Origin of the sequence: Craurococcus roseus (genome assembly GCF_039523795.1) — a bacterium.
GTDB lineage: Bacteria > Pseudomonadota > Alphaproteobacteria > Acetobacterales > Acetobacteraceae > Craurococcus > Craurococcus roseus.
In genome coordinates, this window is the sequence record NZ_BAAAFZ010000019.1 from 107,009 (window position 1) to 123,073 (window position 16,065).

Sequence of the window (16,065 nt, forward strand, 5' to 3'; positions counted from 1 at the left end):
AGGAGCGGGGGAGGCGGAGATGCGGGAATGGCGCGGCGAGGAGCCGGACCGGGCGGAGGGCAACGCGGCGGCTGACGCCGCCGATGCGGCGGACCAACTCCGCCGCGCGGTCGAGCAGGAGCGCCACCGCGCCGCCGCCCGGCGCTTCTTCGACGCCGCGCCGCTCTACCGTGTCGATTTCGAGGAGGACGGCACGGTGAGCCTCCGCAAGAAGAGCTACGAGTTCTGGCCCGACCGCCCGCCCGCCGCCTGCACGCGCTGGCGCGTCCTTTCCACCCATCCCGACCTGGAAGGCGCCGAACGGCGCCTCCGCCACATCGCCTCGCCGCCCGTCTACTACGACGAGCGCGGCCGCCTCGCCCCGGCGCCGGCCGCGGCCGAGCGGGAGCGGCGGCGTCCGACGGGGCCGGACGACGCCCCGGGCTGACGCGGGCGTCCCGCCCCTCGCCGCCCAAATGGTCGATCAAATGCGCGCTCGCGCGTGAGCGCGCCGCGCGGAGCCGCGCTTCCGCCTGCGCAGCGGGGCAGGGGAATTCGGTCGCATGGCGGACGTGAACATCGTCGAGAAAGGGGACACGCCGCGCGCCGCGGCGCGGAACGTCGAGGAGATCGCCCGCCTCGAACGGGAAGCCGCGCGGGAAAGGTCGCTCGCCGACCGCGTGGCCGACGTCGTCGCCCGTTCCGCGGGCACGCTTGGCTTCGTGCTGGCCCACGCTGCGCTGATCGCGGCCTGGATCGCCGTCAACACCGGCGCGATCCCCGCCGTGCCGGCCTTCGACCCGTTCCCGTTCGGCCTCCTCGGGGGGATGTTCTCCCTGGAAGGCGTGCTCCTCGCCGCCTTCGTGCTCATCAAGCAGAACCGCATGAGCGCCCGCGCTGAGGAGCGCAGCCACCTCGACCTCCAGATCAGCCTCCTCGCCGAGCAGGAGGTCTCCAAAATCATCGAGATGCTGGAGCGCCTCAGCCGGGCGCAGGGTGTCGAGCGCCAAGTGGTGGACGAGGATGCGGAGGAAATGGCCGAAACCACCGCCGTCGGTCGCCTCGCCCACCACCTGCACGAGAAGCTGCCGGGGGAAGGTTGAGGCGTGCGCGACGCGGTGTTCGGTGCCAACGTGAACCGAAGACCGTCGGTCGGCCAGGAACAGGGATGGACCTCAGGCTCGCGCAAGCCCGCCACCGCTTCGGCCTAGCGTCCGGCGACGACCTCGCCGCGGCGGCGCTGGAACTGGCCGAGGGCGGTTCGGACAACCCGACGGCGTGCGAACTCGCCTGTTTGCCCCGCCCCACCGCGCGCGATGCCGGCCCGCTGTTCGAGCGTGTCCTTCGAGAGCTGGCGGTGCCGGAAATCTCCGCGGCGGAGGCCCAGCGGATCGTAGGGGCGGATGTCGGCCGCGCGATGGTCTCTGGCGCGGTCTGTCCGCGGAACGGCTTCGCGGAGATGGAGGCGCTGCAAGAGGCGTCGGATGAGCCAGTCCCGTTCTGGCAATTCGACATGGGCGCCTTCTACGACGGTGGGGCCGAGGACCCGGACGAGGACGCCGCCCTCTGGGCCGAATTCGACAAAGCCGTGGTCGAAGCCGCGCGACGGATGCTGAGCCTTCTGTCTGAGGAGGCCGGCGCCCATTGACCGACTTGCGCCCCGAAGCCTTCCCGCCCCGGCGCGATCTGCTCTAGACCCCCGGCCATGATGGCCCCGACGCCCGCCGACCATGACGACATCTTCGCCGCCCTCCGCGCCCGCGCCGTTTCCGCGCTGGCCGAGCTGCTGCCCGATCTCCCGGCCGAAGCCTTTGCCCGCGTCCAGATGGAGCCGCCGCGCGATCCTGCCCACGGCGACATGGCCACCAACGCCGCCATGGTGGTCGCCAAGGCCGCGCGCCAGCCGCCGCCCAAGCTCGCCGCCGCGCTCGCCGAGCGCCTGTCCGCGCTGCCCGAGGTGGCGGAAGCCGCCCCCGCCGGCCCCGGCTTCGTCAACCTCCGCCTGCGCGAAGGCTTCCTCCGCGACCAGCTTCCCGTGATCCTACGGGCCGGCGAGAGCTACGGCGACGGAACGACGGGGCAGGGCCGCCGCGTGGACGTGGAGTACGTCTCCGCCAACCCCACCGGCCCCATGCACGTCGGCCACTGCCGCGGCGCCGTGGTGGGCGACGCGCTGGCCAATCTGCTCACAAAAGCTAACTACGCGGTCACAAAAGAGTACTACGTCAACGACGCCGGCGCCCAGGTGCAGGCGCTCGCCCAGGCCGCCTACTGGCGCTACCTGCAAGCCCTCGGCACCGCCATGACCGAGGAGGACTTCGCCGCCACCGTCCCCGGCGGCTTGCAATACGGCGGCGATTACCTCGCTCCCGTGGGCGAGGCCCTCAAGGAGCGCCACGGCGACGCCCTGGCGGCCTCCGGCGCCCGCCCCGCCGACCCGTCCCTCTGGCTCGACCCGGTGCGCGACTTCACCGTGGACGCCATGATGGCCGCCATCCGCGACGACCTCGCCGCGCTCGGCGTCCGCCATGACGTGTTCGTCTCCGAGCGCGCCCTGATCGCCGAAGGCAAGCTGGAGCAGGCCGAGGCCCTCCTCGCTTCCAAGGGCCTGATCTACCACGGCATCCTGGAACCGCCGAAGGGCAAGACGCCCGAGGACTGGGAGCCGCGCGAGCAGGAGCTGTTCCGCGCCACCCAATTCGGCGACGAGGTGGACCGGCCCTTACGCAAGTCGGACGGCACCGGCACCTACTTCGCCAACGACATCGCCAACCACCTGCACAAGCTGGAGCGCGGCTTCTCCGAGCTGGTCCACGTCTGGGGCGCGGACCACGGCGGGTACGTCAAGCGCATGAAGGCCGCCGTCTCGGCGCTCTCCGACGGCAAGGTGCCGCTGGACGTGGTGCTGACGCAGATCGTACGCGTGGTGAAGAACGGCGAGCCGGTGCGCATGTCGAAGCGCGCCGGCACCTACGTCGCCTTGCGCGACCTCATCGACGAGGTCGGCCGCGACGCCGTCCGCTTCACCATGCTGACGCGCAAGGCCGACGCGCAGATGGAGTTCGACCTCGACAAGGTCGTGGAGCAGTCGCGCGACAACCCGGTCTTCTACGTCCAGTACGCCCACGCCCGCTGCCGCAGCGTTCTCCGCGCCGCCGGCGATCCGTCCGCGGCCGACCTCGCCGAAACCCCGCTCGACGCCCTGGCCGACCCGGCCGAGCTGGCCCTGATCCGCCGCCTCACGGCTTGGCCCCGCACCGTGGAGGCCGCCGCCGAGGCCCGCGAACCCCACCGGATCGCCTTTTTTCTCCATGACTTGGCCGCGGACTTTCATGTACTCTGGAACAAGGGTCGCGAGGACGCGACCTTGCGGTTCATTCAGGGGGATGAGCCGGAGGCGACGCGGGGGAGGCTGGCCCTGGTCGCCGCCACGGCGGCGGTTGTCCGCTCGGGCCTGGCGGTGATGGGGGTCACGCCGGTCGAGGAGATGCGGTGAGCGACATCGTGGTTCCGTCCTGGCGGCCGAGCCAGGAAAAGCAGGCGGTCTCGGGCCGCATGTTGGCGATCGCGGGCGGGCTGCTCGGTGTGGCGGCCCTCGGGGTCGCCGCGACTTGGGGCATCTCGCGCATGGGCCCGCGCCCGGTGCCGGTGATCGAGGCCGATGCCCGGCCCCTGAAGGTCCGCCCGGACTCGCCCGGCGGCATGGTGGTGCCCAACCAGGACCAGCTCGTGCTGGAAGGCGCCGCCCAGCGCCGCGCCGCCGAGCGCGGCCGCACCACGGTCGCCCAGCTCGACTCCGGCCCGGAAGCGCCGGCCCTGGACCTCCTGCGACAGCACGTGTCCCCGCCGGCGACGGCCCTCGCCGCGGCGGCGGTCCCCGCGCCGTCGGCCTCCTCGAACCCGTCGCCCGGCGCGGCTGCGACGCCGTCCTCCCTGGGCGGCCCGGCTCCTGCCATCGCCCCGCCGGTGGCGGCGCCCGTGGCCCTCACGGCCACCATCGCGGCGCCGCCGGCCGCGGGCGCGGCGCTGCCTGGCCCGGTGGCGGGGGGCCGCTCCTACGCCCAGTTCGGCGCCTTGAACTCCGAGGAAGCGGCCCGCGCCGAGTGGGAACGCCTCGTCCGCCGCGTGCCCGAACTGGCGGCGTTCCAGCCCCGCATCACCCGGCTGGAGCGCGAAGGGCAGCCGACGCTGTGGCGCCTCCGCGCCGCCGGCCTGCCCGACGCCGCCGCGGCGAAGGCGCTCTGCGACGCCGTGCGCGCCCGCGGCGCCGCCTGCATGCCGAGCGGCGCGTGACCACCCGATGACTCCGCTCCGGCGCCAGCGCGCGGCCATCGTCGGCCTGTCCGGCACGGCCCTCACCGCGCCGGAAGCGGAGGCGTGGCGGGAAACGCCCCCGGTCGGCGCCATCCTGTTCGCTCGCAACGTCGAGGACCCGGCGCAACTCCGGTCCCTCATCGCCGACATCCGCGCGGAGCTGGGGGAGGGGGCCCCAGTCCTCGTGGACCAGGAGGGCGGCCGCGTTTCCCGCCTGCGCGCCCCCCATTGGCCGGAATTCCCGGCCCCCGCCGCCTTCGGCGGCGTGCCCCGCGAAAGCTCGGAAGACGCCGCCCGCGCCAACGCCGCCCTGCTCGGCCTGGCCTGCCGCGAGGTCGGTTTCGACGTGGTCTGCGCCCCGGTGCTCGACCTCCGCCTGCCGGGCCAGGACGCGATCATCGGCGACCGCGCCTTCGGCCCCGACCCGGCCGAGGTGGCCCGGCTCGGCCGCGCCTGGGTGCAGGGCCTCCAGCAAGCCGGTTGCGTCCCGGTGATCAAGCACATCCCCGGCCACGGCCGCGCCACCGCGGACAGCCACCTGGAACTCCCGGTCGTCACCGCCAGCCGCGACGAGCTGGCCGAGGACTGCGCCCCCTTCGCCGCCCTGGCGGACAGCGGCGCCTGGGCCATGACCGCCCACATCCTCTACGAAGCGTTCGACGTCGAACTCCCGGCGACTTTGTCCGAAACCGTCATCAACCGCGTCATCCGCCACGCCATCGGTTTCGATGGCGTGCTGGTCAGCGACGACCTCTGCATGAAGGCGCTGCGCGGCGAGCCGGCGGACCTCGCCCGGCAGGCCATCGCCGCCGGCTGCGACCTCGTTCTCCACTGCAACGGCGACCCGGCCGAGACGGCGGCGCTGCTCGCCGGCTGCCCGGTCCTGTCCTCCATCGCGGAGCAGCGGCTGCACGCCGCCAAGGCGCGGGTGGCGGAGGCACAACACCCGCTCGATGCCGACGCGCTGCGGGCCGCGCGCGACGCGGGGCTGGGCACGGCCACCGCGTGACCTTCCCTTCCTGGCTGCCGGAACTCGCCGCCGCGATCCTCGCCGCCGTCATCGCCATAACCCTGCACGAGGCGGCGCACGGCTACGCGGCGCTCGCGCTCGGCGACGACACGGCCAAGCGCCACGGGCGCCTCAGCCTGAACCCGATCCGCCACGTCGACCCGATCGGCACTCTGCTGATCCCTGGGGTCCTCCTCATCGGGCAACTCCTGACGCTCGGCCAGGTCGAGGGAATGTTCGGCTGGGCCAAGCCGGTGCCCGTGAACATCCTCCGGCTGCGCGACCCCCGGCGGGGCATGATGCTGGTGGCCGCGGCGGGCCCTCTCACCAACTTCGCCCTGGCCTGGATCGCCGGGCTGCTGGCGCACCCGGCGGCGGGCTTGGGCGATTTCCTCTCGCCAGACTCCGTCTCTTGGGTTTATCGCTTTATCGGATTGTCGATTTTGGCGAATTTGGTACTCGGATTGTTCAATCTGCTGCCCGTCCCGCCGCTGGATGGCGGCCGCATCCTCGCCGGGTTGCTGCCGGCCCGGTTGGCGCTGCCCTACATGCGCCTGGAGCCCTTCGGCCTCCTGCTGGTGATCGCGGCCGTTCTGGTGCTGCCGCGGGTGGCCGACGGCTTCGACCCGATCGGTTGGGCGCTCCGGACGGTGGTGGCCGACGGCTTCGACCTCATCCTGACGCTCTCCTTCCACGGCGGTCGCGCTTGACCGCCGCGGTGGCGCCGACGCCGGTGCTGCACCTGCGCCTCGACGGCTTCGAGGGGCCGCTCGATCTGCTGTTGGAGCTTGCCCGCGCCCAGAAGGTGGACCTGGAGCGCATCTCCATCCTCAGCCTGGTGGACCAGTTCATCGCCGTGGTGGAACAGGCGCGGCGGGTCCGCCTGGAGATCGCCGCCGACTGGCTGGTGATGGCGGCGTGGCTCGCCTGGCTGAAGTCGCGCCTGCTGCTGCCGCCCGAGGAGGTCGAGCCGGAGGAGGACCCTGAGATCCTCGCCGCCGCACTCGCCGACCGCCTGCGCGAGTTGGAGCGGATGCGCGCCGCCGCCGTTTGGCTGAACGGCCGCGCGCAACTCGGCCGCGAGCTGTTCGCCCGCGGCGCCGCCGAGTCGCTCCGGGTGGAGGACCGCTCCGGCATCTCCGCCGACCTCCCGGCGCTGCTCCAGGCCTACGCCGCCGCCCGGCGCCGCGCCCTGGCCCGTCGCCCCTACACGCCCAAGCCCCGCCGCCTTTGGACGGTGGGCGACGCGATCAGCCGCCTGTCGCGGCTCCTCGGCGGCCTGCCGTCCGGCCGGGTGCCGAGCTGGGCCGTGCTCCAAGGCTTCCTGCCCGAAGGCCTGGCCGACCCGGTGGAACGCCGCGCCGCCCTCGCCAGCACGCTCGTCGCCGCCTTGGAGACCGCCCGCGGCGGCGCCATCGAACTGCGGCAGGACAGCGATTTCGGCCCGATCCTGGTCCGCCCGCGGTCGGAAGCCGCCTTCGGCCGCCCGGAGGTCCCCGATGCCCGAGCCGCCTGACACCGCGGCCGTCGGGCCGCCGACGGGCACTCCCGGAGACGCCGCCGTCCGGCCCGCGGGCGACCACGCCGGCCACGCACCTCCCCAGGACGCTACTTCGGACGCTGCCGCGGCCGGCGAATCCGCTTCCTCGGCTGACGAAGAAGCGCCAACGGATGCGGCGTCCGTGAACGCTGCCGACATGGCGGACGACGGCACGGCTTTCGAGGACCGGGATGACGCCGCCGCCCAAACGCGTGCGTCGGTAAACGAAACGGCCGAAGGCACGGCCGCTGCGCCGCCTCGGGACGAGGGCGAAGCGGCCGAGCCGTTGCCCATGGCCGACCCGGCCCTTTTCGCCTACGCGTTGCGCATCGCCGAAGCGCTGGTCTTCGCGTCCGACCGCCCGGTGACGCCCGCCCGCCTCCAGGGCGCCCTGCCGCCCGACTGCGACGCCCGCGCGGTGCTGACCGCGCTCGCCGCGTCCTGCGCCGACCGCCCGGTGCAACTGGTGGAGGTCGCCGGCGGCTTCGCCTTCCGCACCGCGCCGGAGCTGGCCCCCGCCATCACCCGCGTGGTCGAGGTGCCGCGCCGCCTGCCACGGGCGGCGATGGAGACGCTGGCCATCGTCGCCTACCACCAGCCGGTGACCCGCGCCGAAATAGAGGAGATCCGCGGCGCCAGCCTGTCCCAATCCACGCTCGAAATCCTGTTGGACGCGTCGCTGATCGCCCCGCGCGGCCGCAAGGAGGTGCCGGGCCGCCCGAGCCTCTGGGGCACCACGCCGCGCTTCCTGGAGCAGTTCGGCCTCAAGGCGCTGTCCGACCTGCCGCGGCGGGAGGAGCTGGTGAACGAGCCGACCCTGCCGCTCCAGGCGCCGCCGCCGGCGGCATGAGCCTCCGCCTTTCCGGCATCCGGCACTCCTACGACGGCGAGCGCGAAGTCCTCCGCGGCATCGACCTGGAAGCCGGGCCGGGCGAGATCCTCTGCCTGCTCGGCCCATCTGGCGACGGCAAAACCACGCTGCTCCGCCTGGTCGCCGGGCTGGAGCACCTGCAAGCCGGCCGCATCGAGCTCAACGGAACGGTGCTGGCCGAGCCCGGCCACGAAGTGCCGCCCGAAGAGCGGCATATCGGCTTCGTGTTCCAGGACTACGCGCTCTTCCCGCACCTTACGGTGGCCGAGAACGTCGCCTTCGGCCTCCGCCGGACGCCGCGCGGCGAGCGCGCCTGGCAGGTGGCGGAGGCGCTGGCCAGCGTCGGCCTGGAAACCTACGCCAAGGCCTACCCGCACATGCTCTCGGGCGGGCAGCAGCAGCGGGTGGCGTTGGCCCGCGCCCTGGCGCCGCGCCCGCAGGCGCTGCTCCTGGACGAGGCCTTCGCCTCCCTCGACGCGCGGCTGCGCGACCAAGTGAGGGACGACACCCTCCACGTCCTCCAGACCAGCGGCATTCCGGCGCTCGTCGTCACCCACGACGCCGAGGAAGCGATGTTCATGGCTGACCGCATCGCCCTGATGCGGGAGGGCAGGGTGGTGCAGCTCGGCACGCCGGAGGAGCTGTACCTCCACCCGCGCGAGCCCTTCGTCGCCACCTTCCTTGGCGAGGTGAATCGGATGCCCGCCCTGGTGCGCGGGGGCCGCGCCGAAACGGCCATCGGCGGCGTTTCCGCCCCGGCCGGTTTGCCCGAAGGGCCCGCCGAACTGCTGCTGCGCCCTGAAGGCCTGTTGATCCGCCCGGCCGACGAGGGGACGGCGGCAATCGTGGAAGCCTGCCGCCTGCTCGGCGCGACCACCCTGGTCCACTTGGCGGTGCCGAACGGGGCAGGGGGCATGCTGCACCTGCACGCCCGGCTTCCGCCCGGCGTGGCGCTCGCCCGGGGGCAGCAGGTCGGTGTGGCGATGGACCCGGCGCGGGCCTTCGTGTTCCGCGCGGTCCAGGCCTGAAGCACGGAGAGCGGCCCCCTGTACCACGGTTGAACGAAAATAAGCGCCTGTAACGGCTTTCAGCTTACCTTTGCGCTTCCATTGAAAGAATACATCATTCAGAAATGACGCATCGCAGCAATTCAACTTGGAGTTAGCAACGCGATGTCTGAATCCACCCGAGCCGCCATCCGCCTTTGCGTCCAAGGCTTGCCGCCCGTGACGGCGGCCGTGCTGACCGCAGCCCTCGCCCCCGTGGGCGCCCCGGCCGCCATTGCCTTCGGCGCCTTCGTGGGCCTATGCGCCTGGGCCAAGGCGTTGCAGCGCCGCTCCGCGTTCCTTTCGCGGCCGGGCCGCTTCATCGGGTCCTGAGCCGAACCGTTCACGCCGGCTCCAGGGCCCGAGGCTTGCCGCGGTCATCGAGCGCCACGAAGGTGAACTCGGCCGCGGTCACCTTGACCCGGTCGCCCTGGCCCTGACGCAGCACCCAAACCTCGACGTGGAGCGCGATGGAACTCCGCCCGGTCGAAACCGGCTCGGTGTAGCAGCACACCACGTCGCCGACCTTCACCGGCTGGAGGAAGGCCGTTTCGGTCACCGCCGCGGTGACCACGCGGCCGCCGGCGCGCCTCGTCGCCGTCATGGCGCCCGCGGCGTCCATCAAGGACATGATCCAGCCGCCAAAGATGTCGCCGGACGGGTTGGTGTTGGCCGGCATAGCCAAGGTGCGGGCGGCGAGTTCGCCCCGCGGCGCTTCTTGGGCCCGGGCCGCCGTTGTGTCCGGTCCAGGCGACGTGTCGTGGTGCGGCGTGTTCGCGCGTGCGTGCATCGAGAGATTTCCTTTTTCGGTGCGACGCGCCTCCCCTGTCGCGCAACGCGGCACCCGGGCTCATGTTGCATTGCAGCATGACGAATCGCCACCGGCCGATTCCGCGGCGGGAACCGGTCCTTCGGCGCGTCACCGCTCTGGATGGCGGGGCGGCTTCCTGCTAACGGAAGCCGCCCCGCGTGCGCCCCGATCGCTCCGGCACTCGACTCGTTGCACAACCGAAGGCGAACGCGGGCGGAGACACCATGCTAGACCTCGCTTGGTCCGAAATAGCGCTGATCGCCGTGGTGGCGCTCGTCGTCATAGGCCCGAAGGACCTGCCCGAGGCGGTGCGCGGGGTGGCGCGCGGCATCCAGAAGTTGCGGCGCATGGCCGGCGAATTCCGGTCCCAGGCGGACGAGCTGGTGCGCGAGGCGAATCTCGACGAGCTGCGCCAGCAAATCCACGACATCCGGAATTTCAACGTCCGCGACGAGTTCGAGAAGACGGTAGACAAGGACGGCTCGCTCCGCCGCTCCTTCGACGACCCGCTCCGGGACACCTACACGCCGCCGCCGGCCGCCTCCCTGGAGGGCGCGTCCGCCCCGGCAGGCGCCGGCGACCCGGGCCCTCAAGGCACCGACGCGGCGCCGGCCTTCATCCCGCCCCCGGACGCGGCCGCGGCGACGCCGGCGCCCTTCGGCCCGCCCGAACCCTCCACCGTGCCGGCGGCCGCGCCTGAGCCCGCCGGCGCCGCGTCGGCCGAGCCGCCGCCGTCCGGTCCCCCCGCGACCGCACCCGCCGCGCCGGCGCCCGTCGTGCACCGCACGTGAGCACCTCGGCCATGCCCCGCGGCGACGAGGACGACCCGATCGACGACAAGCCGATGCCGTTGATCGACCACCTGCTGGAACTCCGCCAGCGGCTGCTGTACTCGATCGTGGCCTTCGGGATCGCCTTCGCCGCCTGCTACTTCTTCTCGAAGGAGATCTACGCCTTCCTCGCCCAGCCCTTGGCCGACATACTGGCCGAGCAGGGCGGCGGCGAGCGGCGGATGATCTACACCGCGCTCTACGAGGCGTTCTTCACCTACCTGAAGGTCGCCTTCTTCGGCGCCGCCTTCTTCACCTTCCCGGTCTGGGCGACGCAGCTCTGGCTGTTCGTGGCGCCGGGGCTGTACCGCAGCGAGAAACGCGCGGTGCTGCCCTTCCTGCTCGTGTCGCCCTTCCTGTTCATCCTGGGCGCGGCGCTGGCCTACTACTTCATCTTCCCGCTCGCCTGGCGCTTCTTCATCTCTTTCGAGACGGTGCCCGGCTCCGGCGGCATCCCGATCCAGCTCGAAGCCAAGGTGGACGAGTACCTTTCGCTCGTCATGCACATGATCCTGGCCTTCGGGATCGCCTTCCAGCTCCCGGTGCTGCTGACCCTGCTGTGCCGGGTCGGCATCCTGAGCGTGGACCAACTCAGGAAGGGCCGCCGGTACGCCATCGTCGGCATGTTCGTGGCCGCCGCGATCCTCACCCCGCCCGACATCATCAGCCAGATCGGTTTGGCCGTGCCGCTGATCCTGCTCTACGAAATCTCCATCGTCGCGGCCACTTGGATGGCGCCGAAGCCCCCGCCGGATGCCGAGGCGAAAGGCTGATGCACGACGTCCGCGCCATCCGCGCCGACCCCGCCGCCTTCGACGCCGCCCTGGCGCGCCGCGGCCTGCCGCCCGCGTCGGGGGCCGTGCTGGCCGAGGACGTGCGCCGCCGTGCCGCGCAAACGGCGCTGGAAGCCAAGCAGGCGCGCCGCAACGCCCTCGCGCGCGAGATCGGCCAGGGCAAGCGCGGCGGAGGCGACACCTCCGCGCTGGAAGCCGAAGCCACGGCGCTCCGGGCCGAGATGGAAGGGCTGGAAGCCGAAGCCGCCGCCGCCGAGCGGGCGCAAACGGCGCTGCTCGAAGCCCTGCCCAACCTCCTCGACCTCGAGGTGCCGGACGGCGCCGACGAGTCGGCCAACGTCGTCCTGCGCGAGCACGGCGACCCGCCTCGGTTCGATTTCAAGCCGCGCCAGCACTTCGAGATCGGCGAGGCGCTCGGCCTCATGGATTTTGCCGGCGCCGCCAAGCTCGCCGGCAGCCGCTTCACCGTGCTGCGCGGCGGGCTGGCGCGGCTGGAGCGGGCGTTGGGCCAGTGGATGCTGGACCTCCACACGCGGGAGCACGGCTACACCGAGAATTCAGTGCCGCTGCTGGTGAACGACGCTGCCATGTACGGCACCGGCCAGCTCCCGAAGTTCGCCGACGACCTGTTCCGCACCACCGACGGGCGCTGGCTCATCCCCACCGCCGAGGTGCCGCTGACCAACCTCGCCGCCGGCGAGATCCTCGCCGAGTCGGCGCTGCCGCTCCGCTTCACCGCGCTTTCGCCCTGCTTCCGCTCGGAGGCCGGCAGCGCCGGGCGCGACACCCGCGGGATGCTGCGGCAGCACCAGTTCCAGAAGGTCGAACTGGTCTCCGTCACGCGCCCGGAGGACAGCGCGGCCGAGCACGAGCGCATGACCGGGTGCGCCGAACGGGTGCTGACCGAACTCGGCCTGACCTGGCGCCGCGTGGTCCTTTCCGCCGGCGACACCGGCTTTTCCGCCGCCCGCACCCACGACCTGGAGGTGTGGCTGCCAGGACAGGGGGCGTGGCGGGAGATCTCCTCCTGTTCCAACTGCCGCGACTTCCAGGCGCGGCGCATGGGCGCGCGCTTCCGGCCGGCCGAGGGCAAGGGCACCGCCTTCGTCCACACCCTCAACGGCAGCGGCGTAGCGGTCGGCCGCGCGCTGATCGCCGTGGTGGAGACGCACCAGCGGGCGGACGGCTCGGTCGCCGTGCCCGAGGCGCTGCGTCCCTGGATGGGCGGGACCGAGCGGATCGGGCCTTAAGCGGGCGCGATCACCACCCAGCTCGTGGTGACGTGCGCCGACACCTCCTCGCTCGACTCCGCCCGCAGCAGCACCTCGCCGAACACCATGCGCTTGCCGCGCTTGAGCAGCCGCGCCTCGGCCACCACCGGGCCGGGCGCGAAGGGGCGCAGGAAGTTCACGGTCATGGTGGAGGTGACGCTCTCGTCCTTGCCGCCCGTCACGCCGAGCAGCGCCGCCCACATCGCCACGTCGGCCAGCCCCATCAGCGCCGGGCCGGACACGGTGCCGCCCGGCCGCAGCAGGTCCGGGCGGAAGGGCAGGCGCACCGCGGCGCGGCCGCCAGCGGCCTCCAGCACCTCGACGCCCCAGGCGGCGGCGATCGGCACCCCGACGTGGACGATGGCCTGGATTTCGGCGGGCGAGCAGCGCCGCTTCGGCGGCAGGGGTGGGGAATCGGCCATGCGGGTCCTGGGAGCGTCGAGGCCGGAAGCCGTGCCGCGATCGGGGGCGCGAGGCAAGGGCGCCGCGGTCACGCGCCGAGGCGCGGCGTCCGGAGCAGCCGGCCGGTGTCGAACCCTTCGCGGCGCGCGACCGCCAGCGCCGCGGCGTAGTCGTCCGCCGCCATCACCGGCACGCGCGACAATATCCACAAGTACTCCCGCCGCGGGTCGCCCACCACGGCCCAACGGTAGTCGGGCGCGAGGCCGAGCACCCAATAGTCGCCGTAGAACGGCCAGAAGAAGCTCACCCGGAGCCGCGCGTTCCCGCTGCCCTCGACCGCGTAGGCCCGGCCCTCCGCGACCCGTTCCGCGCCGCCCGCCGCGGCGTTGCGGCAGCGGTTGACCACGCCGACCCGCCCGTCCGGCCGGGGCGTGTAGGTGGCGGTGGTGTCGGCGCAGGAAACGCCGGACCCGTCCTGGAACCGGTTGGGGAAGCGCGCGACCTCGTACCAGACCCCGGCGTACCGCCCGAGGTCCACCGCTTGCACCGTGCGGGGCGCGTCCGCCGGCGGCGTGGCGGCGCAGCCGGCGGCGACCGCCAGGAGGAGCGCGAGCAGGGTGCGGGGCATCGTCCCTCCGATCCGGCCTTCTCTGCCCGGCACAGTCCACCCCCGCCGCCGGGCGTCAAGGCGGTCCGGCGCGATCCCTGTCGTGACGGGCGCGGGGCGCGTGCTACACAGCCGGGATGGACTCCTCCTCCGCGGCCGGCGACGCCGGCGCGGCGCGTGCATTGTTGCGTGGGGAAACGCGCGCCCTCCGCGGGCAGGTGCTGCGCCCCGTTCTGCTCGGCCTCGCCGCCGCGGTTTGCGGCGTCGCGGGCGCGTGGTTCGTCGCGCGGCTGCTGTCCGCCCTGCTCGGCTGGCCGGGCGCGGGGTGGCCCGAACTGGCGGCCGCCGCGGCCTTGGCCCTGGGCGGCGCCGCCTCGGCCTACGCGCAGGAACGCGCGCAGATCGCGGCCGGCGAAGCGGCGCGGGCGCGGTTGCGCGGCGCGGCCCTGGCGCGGTTGTTCGAACTCGGGCCGCTGGACCCGCGGGGCGTGGGCGAGCGCGCGACCCTGGTGGTGGACCGGGTGGAGGCGTTGGACGGCTACTTCGCGCGCTGGCTCCCGGCGGCGTCCCTGGCGGCGCTGGGGCCGGCCGTTGTGCTCTGCGCCGCCCTCGCCACCGACCTCGCCGCCTTCACCGTGCTGCTCGGAGCGGGGCTGCTGTACCCGCTTGCGATGGCCCTGTCCGGCATCGGCGCGGCGCAGGCCAGCCGGGCGCAGTTCGACTCCTTGCAGCGCCTGTCCGGCCGCTTCCTGGACCGATTGCGCGGCCTGAACACCCTGGTTTTGTTCAACCGGCAGGAGGCGGAGGCCGAGGCGCTGGGCGCCGCGGCGGACGAGCTGCGCGCCCGGACGCTGCGCGTGCTGCGCCTGGCCTTCCTGTCCACCTCGGCGCTGGAGCTGCTCGCCGCGCTCTCCATCGGCCTGCTCGCCTGGCACCACGCGGCGCGGCTCGGCGGCGCCGACCCGACCGCGGCGGTCTTCGCGCTGCTGCTGGTGCCGAGCTTCTTCGCCCCGCTGCGCGCCTTTTCCGCGGCCTACCACGAACGCCTTTCGGCGGAAGGCGCGGCCGCCGCGCTGGCCGCGCTGCTGCCGCCGGCCTCCGGAACGCCCGCCGCGCCGGGCCTGCTGCTGGACGAGGTGCCGCGCCGCGTCGTGGTCGCCTTTTCCGACGTGCGGCTGGTGCCCGACCCGGCCCGCGCCCCGGCGCTGGACGGGCTCACCTTCCGCGTCAACGCCGGGGAAACCCTGGTGCTGGCAGGACCCTCCGGCGCCGGCAAGACCTCCGTGCTGCGCCTCCTGATGGGCTTCGCCCGGCCGGACGGCGGCCGGGTGGCGATCAACGGCCGGGACGCGACGGCGCTGCGCCCGTCCGAACTGCGGCGCCTGTCGGCCTATGTCGGGCAGCGCCCGCACCTCTTCCGCGCGACACTGCGCGAGAACATCCGCTTGGCGCGGCCCGACGCAACGGACGCGGCGGTGGACGAGGCGGCGCAGGCCGCGCGCGTGGCGGACTTCGCCCGATCCTTGCCGCAGGGCCTCGACACGATGCTCGGCGAAGGCGGCTGGGGCCTGTCCGGCGGCCAGGCGCAGCGGGTGGCGCTCGCCCGCGCCTTCCTGCGGGACGCACCGCTCGTCCTGCTGGACGAGCCCACCGCGCACCTCGACCCCGGCACGGAAGCGGAGGTGGTGGAAAGCCTCCGCCGCCTCTGCCTCGGCCGGACCGCCGTCATCGCCACCCACTCCGCCGCGCTCGCGCACGGGGGCTGGGGGCGCGTGCTGCCGATGGAGGACGGCCGCGCCGCCGGCGGCGCGGCGCGGCAAGCGCAGCAGGGCGCGTGACGATGGGGGCGATGGCGCGCGACCTTTTCCGGGTGTTGCGGTTGTGGCGCGGCCGGGTCGGCTGGCTCGCGCTGGGCGCAGCCACGGCTGCCGGTTCGACGCTGCTCGGACTGTCGCTGCTGCTGCTGGCCGGGCAGGGCGTGGCGGAGCGGGCGGCGTCCTCGCAGGGCACGGCGGCGGCCGCCGCGTTCGGGGCGGGCGGCGTCGCGCTTCTGCTCCTGCGGCCGTTGGTGTTCCTGCGCCCGGCGGCGCGTTGGGTGGAGCGGATGGTGAGCCACGCCGCCACCTTCCGCGCGCTCGCCGACCTGCGAATCTGGTTCTTCCGCCGCTTGGCGGAGCGCATGCCGGCCGGGGTGGGCGGGCGGAGCTCGGGCGACCTGCTCGGCCGCTTGGTCGCCGACGTGGAAGCTTTGGACGGCCTTTACCTACGCACCATCCTGCCCGCCTTGGCCGCGCTGGCGGTGGTCCTCGTGGCGACGCTGTTCTTGGCGACGGAGCCCGTCCTGGCCCTCCTGGCCGTTGTGCCGCTGCTGGTCGCGCTGCTGCTGCCGTTCGCCCTGGCGCCCGCCGCCGCGCGCGGGGCGGGCGAGGCGGCCGTGGCGCAGGGGCGCCTGCGCGCCGCCGCGGTGGACCCGTTGACGGGTTTGGAGGACACGCTGGCCGCCAACGCCGAGGGCCGCGCGGGCGCCGCCCTCGAACGCGAAGCGGCGGCGCTCGACAGCGGGCGGCGCGAGGTGGCGCGGCGGGCGGCGC

At 73.6% G+C, this 16,065-nt stretch carries 18 protein-coding genes and 1 pseudogene; 16 read left to right on the forward strand and 3 right to left on the reverse strand.

Going from position 1 to position 16,065, the window contains the following annotated elements:
- The first annotated feature begins 19 nt into the window (after positions 1-19).
- The 11 genes from ABD067_RS08915 to ABD067_RS08965 all read left to right on the forward strand — a co-directional run bounded on the left by ABD067_RS08915 (position 20) and on the right by ABD067_RS08965 (position 9,092).
- Entirely contained in the window at positions 20-427 is a 408-nt protein-coding gene (locus ABD067_RS08915; RefSeq protein ID WP_343894889.1) for a hypothetical protein, read from the forward strand.
- 115 nt (positions 428-542) lie between these two features.
- Positions 543-1,082: a DUF1003 domain-containing protein gene (locus ABD067_RS08920; RefSeq protein WP_343894891.1), complete on the forward strand. Its 540-nt coding sequence runs from the start codon at positions 543-545 to the stop codon at positions 1,080-1,082.
- Between the two features lie 65 nt (positions 1,083-1,147).
- Positions 1,148-1,627 carry a hypothetical protein gene (locus tag ABD067_RS08925; protein ID WP_343894892.1) on the forward strand — a complete coding sequence of 160 codons (480 nt, stop codon included), beginning with the start codon at positions 1,148-1,150 and terminating at the stop codon, positions 1,625-1,627.
- A gap of 57 nt (positions 1,628-1,684) precedes the next feature.
- A complete protein-coding gene (gene argS / locus ABD067_RS08930) occupies positions 1,685-3,475 on the forward strand; it encodes an arginine--tRNA ligase (RefSeq protein ID WP_408871526.1) in 1,791 nt (596 codons plus the stop codon).
- Entirely contained in the window at positions 3,472-4,272 is an 801-nt protein-coding gene (locus ABD067_RS08935; RefSeq protein ID WP_343894893.1) for an SPOR domain-containing protein, read from the forward strand. The genes argS and ABD067_RS08935 overlap by 4 nt, the downstream gene beginning before the upstream one ends.
- A gap of 7 nt (positions 4,273-4,279) precedes the next feature.
- Complete coding sequence (nagZ, locus tag ABD067_RS08940) at positions 4,280-5,302, forward strand: beta-N-acetylhexosaminidase (protein ID WP_343894894.1); 1,023 nt, start codon at positions 4,280-4,282, stop codon at positions 5,300-5,302.
- Positions 5,299-6,012, forward strand: a complete 714-nt coding sequence (locus tag ABD067_RS08945; protein ID WP_343894895.1) for a site-2 protease family protein — start codon at positions 5,299-5,301, stop codon at positions 6,010-6,012. The genes nagZ and ABD067_RS08945 overlap by 4 nt, the downstream gene beginning before the upstream one ends.
- Positions 6,009-6,818 carry a segregation and condensation protein A gene (locus tag ABD067_RS08950; RefSeq protein WP_343894896.1) on the forward strand — a complete coding sequence of 270 codons (810 nt, stop codon included), beginning with the start codon at positions 6,009-6,011 and terminating at the stop codon, positions 6,816-6,818. The genes ABD067_RS08945 and ABD067_RS08950 overlap by 4 nt, the downstream gene beginning before the upstream one ends.
- Before the next feature lie 316 nt (positions 6,819-7,134).
- Entirely contained in the window at positions 7,135-7,692 is a 558-nt protein-coding gene (scpB, locus tag ABD067_RS08955; protein WP_343894916.1) for an SMC-Scp complex subunit ScpB, read from the forward strand.
- Positions 7,689-8,741, forward strand: a complete 1,053-nt coding sequence (locus tag ABD067_RS08960) for an ABC transporter ATP-binding protein (protein ID WP_343894897.1) — start codon at positions 7,689-7,691, stop codon at positions 8,739-8,741. The genes scpB and ABD067_RS08960 overlap by 4 nt, the downstream gene beginning before the upstream one ends.
- Positions 8,742-8,885: 144 nt before the next feature.
- A complete protein-coding gene (locus tag ABD067_RS08965) occupies positions 8,886-9,092 on the forward strand; it encodes a hypothetical protein (RefSeq protein WP_343894898.1) in 207 nt (68 codons plus the stop codon).
- Positions 9,093-9,102: 10 nt separating this feature from the next.
- On the opposite strand, the gene ABD067_RS08970 is transcribed toward ABD067_RS08965, so the two are convergent.
- Complete coding sequence (locus ABD067_RS08970) at positions 9,103-9,549, reverse strand: acyl-CoA thioesterase (protein WP_343894899.1); 447 nt, start codon at positions 9,547-9,549, stop codon at positions 9,103-9,105.
- A gap of 245 nt (positions 9,550-9,794) precedes the next feature.
- On the opposite strand from ABD067_RS08970, the gene tatB reads away from it, so the two are divergent.
- The 3 genes from tatB to serS are packed head-to-tail and all read left to right on the forward strand — an operon-like array spanning position 9,795 to position 12,444.
- Entirely contained in the window at positions 9,795-10,361 is a 567-nt protein-coding gene (tatB, locus tag ABD067_RS08975) for a Sec-independent protein translocase protein TatB (RefSeq protein WP_343894900.1), read from the forward strand.
- An 11-nt stretch (positions 10,362-10,372) separates the two neighbouring features.
- On the forward strand, positions 10,373-11,173 hold the full coding sequence (gene tatC / locus ABD067_RS08980) for a twin-arginine translocase subunit TatC (protein WP_343894901.1): 801 nt from the start codon (positions 10,373-10,375) through the stop codon (positions 11,171-11,173).
- A complete protein-coding gene (gene serS, locus ABD067_RS08985) occupies positions 11,173-12,444 on the forward strand; it encodes a serine--tRNA ligase (protein WP_343894902.1) in 1,272 nt (423 codons plus the stop codon). Before tatC ends, serS begins: the two co-directional genes overlap by 1 nt.
- Here serS and ABD067_RS08990 read toward each other — a convergent pair.
- Both ABD067_RS08990 and ABD067_RS08995 read right to left on the reverse strand, forming a co-directional pair.
- Complete coding sequence (locus ABD067_RS08990; protein ID WP_343894903.1) at positions 12,441-12,887, reverse strand: PaaI family thioesterase; 447 nt, start codon at positions 12,885-12,887, stop codon at positions 12,441-12,443. The two genes, serS and ABD067_RS08990, sit on opposite strands and share 4 nt — an antisense overlap.
- A gap of 68 nt (positions 12,888-12,955) precedes the next feature.
- A complete protein-coding gene (locus ABD067_RS08995; RefSeq protein ID WP_343894904.1) occupies positions 12,956-13,495 on the reverse strand; it encodes a lipocalin family protein in 540 nt (179 codons plus the stop codon).
- A gap of 164 nt (positions 13,496-13,659) precedes the next feature.
- Here ABD067_RS08995 and cydD point away from each other — a divergent pair, with 164 nt between their 5' ends.
- Both cydD and ABD067_RS09005 read left to right on the forward strand, forming a co-directional pair.
- Entirely contained in the window at positions 13,660-15,312 is a 1,653-nt protein-coding gene (gene cydD, locus ABD067_RS09000) for a thiol reductant ABC exporter subunit CydD (RefSeq protein WP_343894905.1), read from the forward strand.
- Between the two features lie 11 nt (positions 15,313-15,323).
- Positions 15,324-16,065, forward strand: a pseudogene (locus tag ABD067_RS09005) (thiol reductant ABC exporter subunit CydC); the annotation flags it as partial.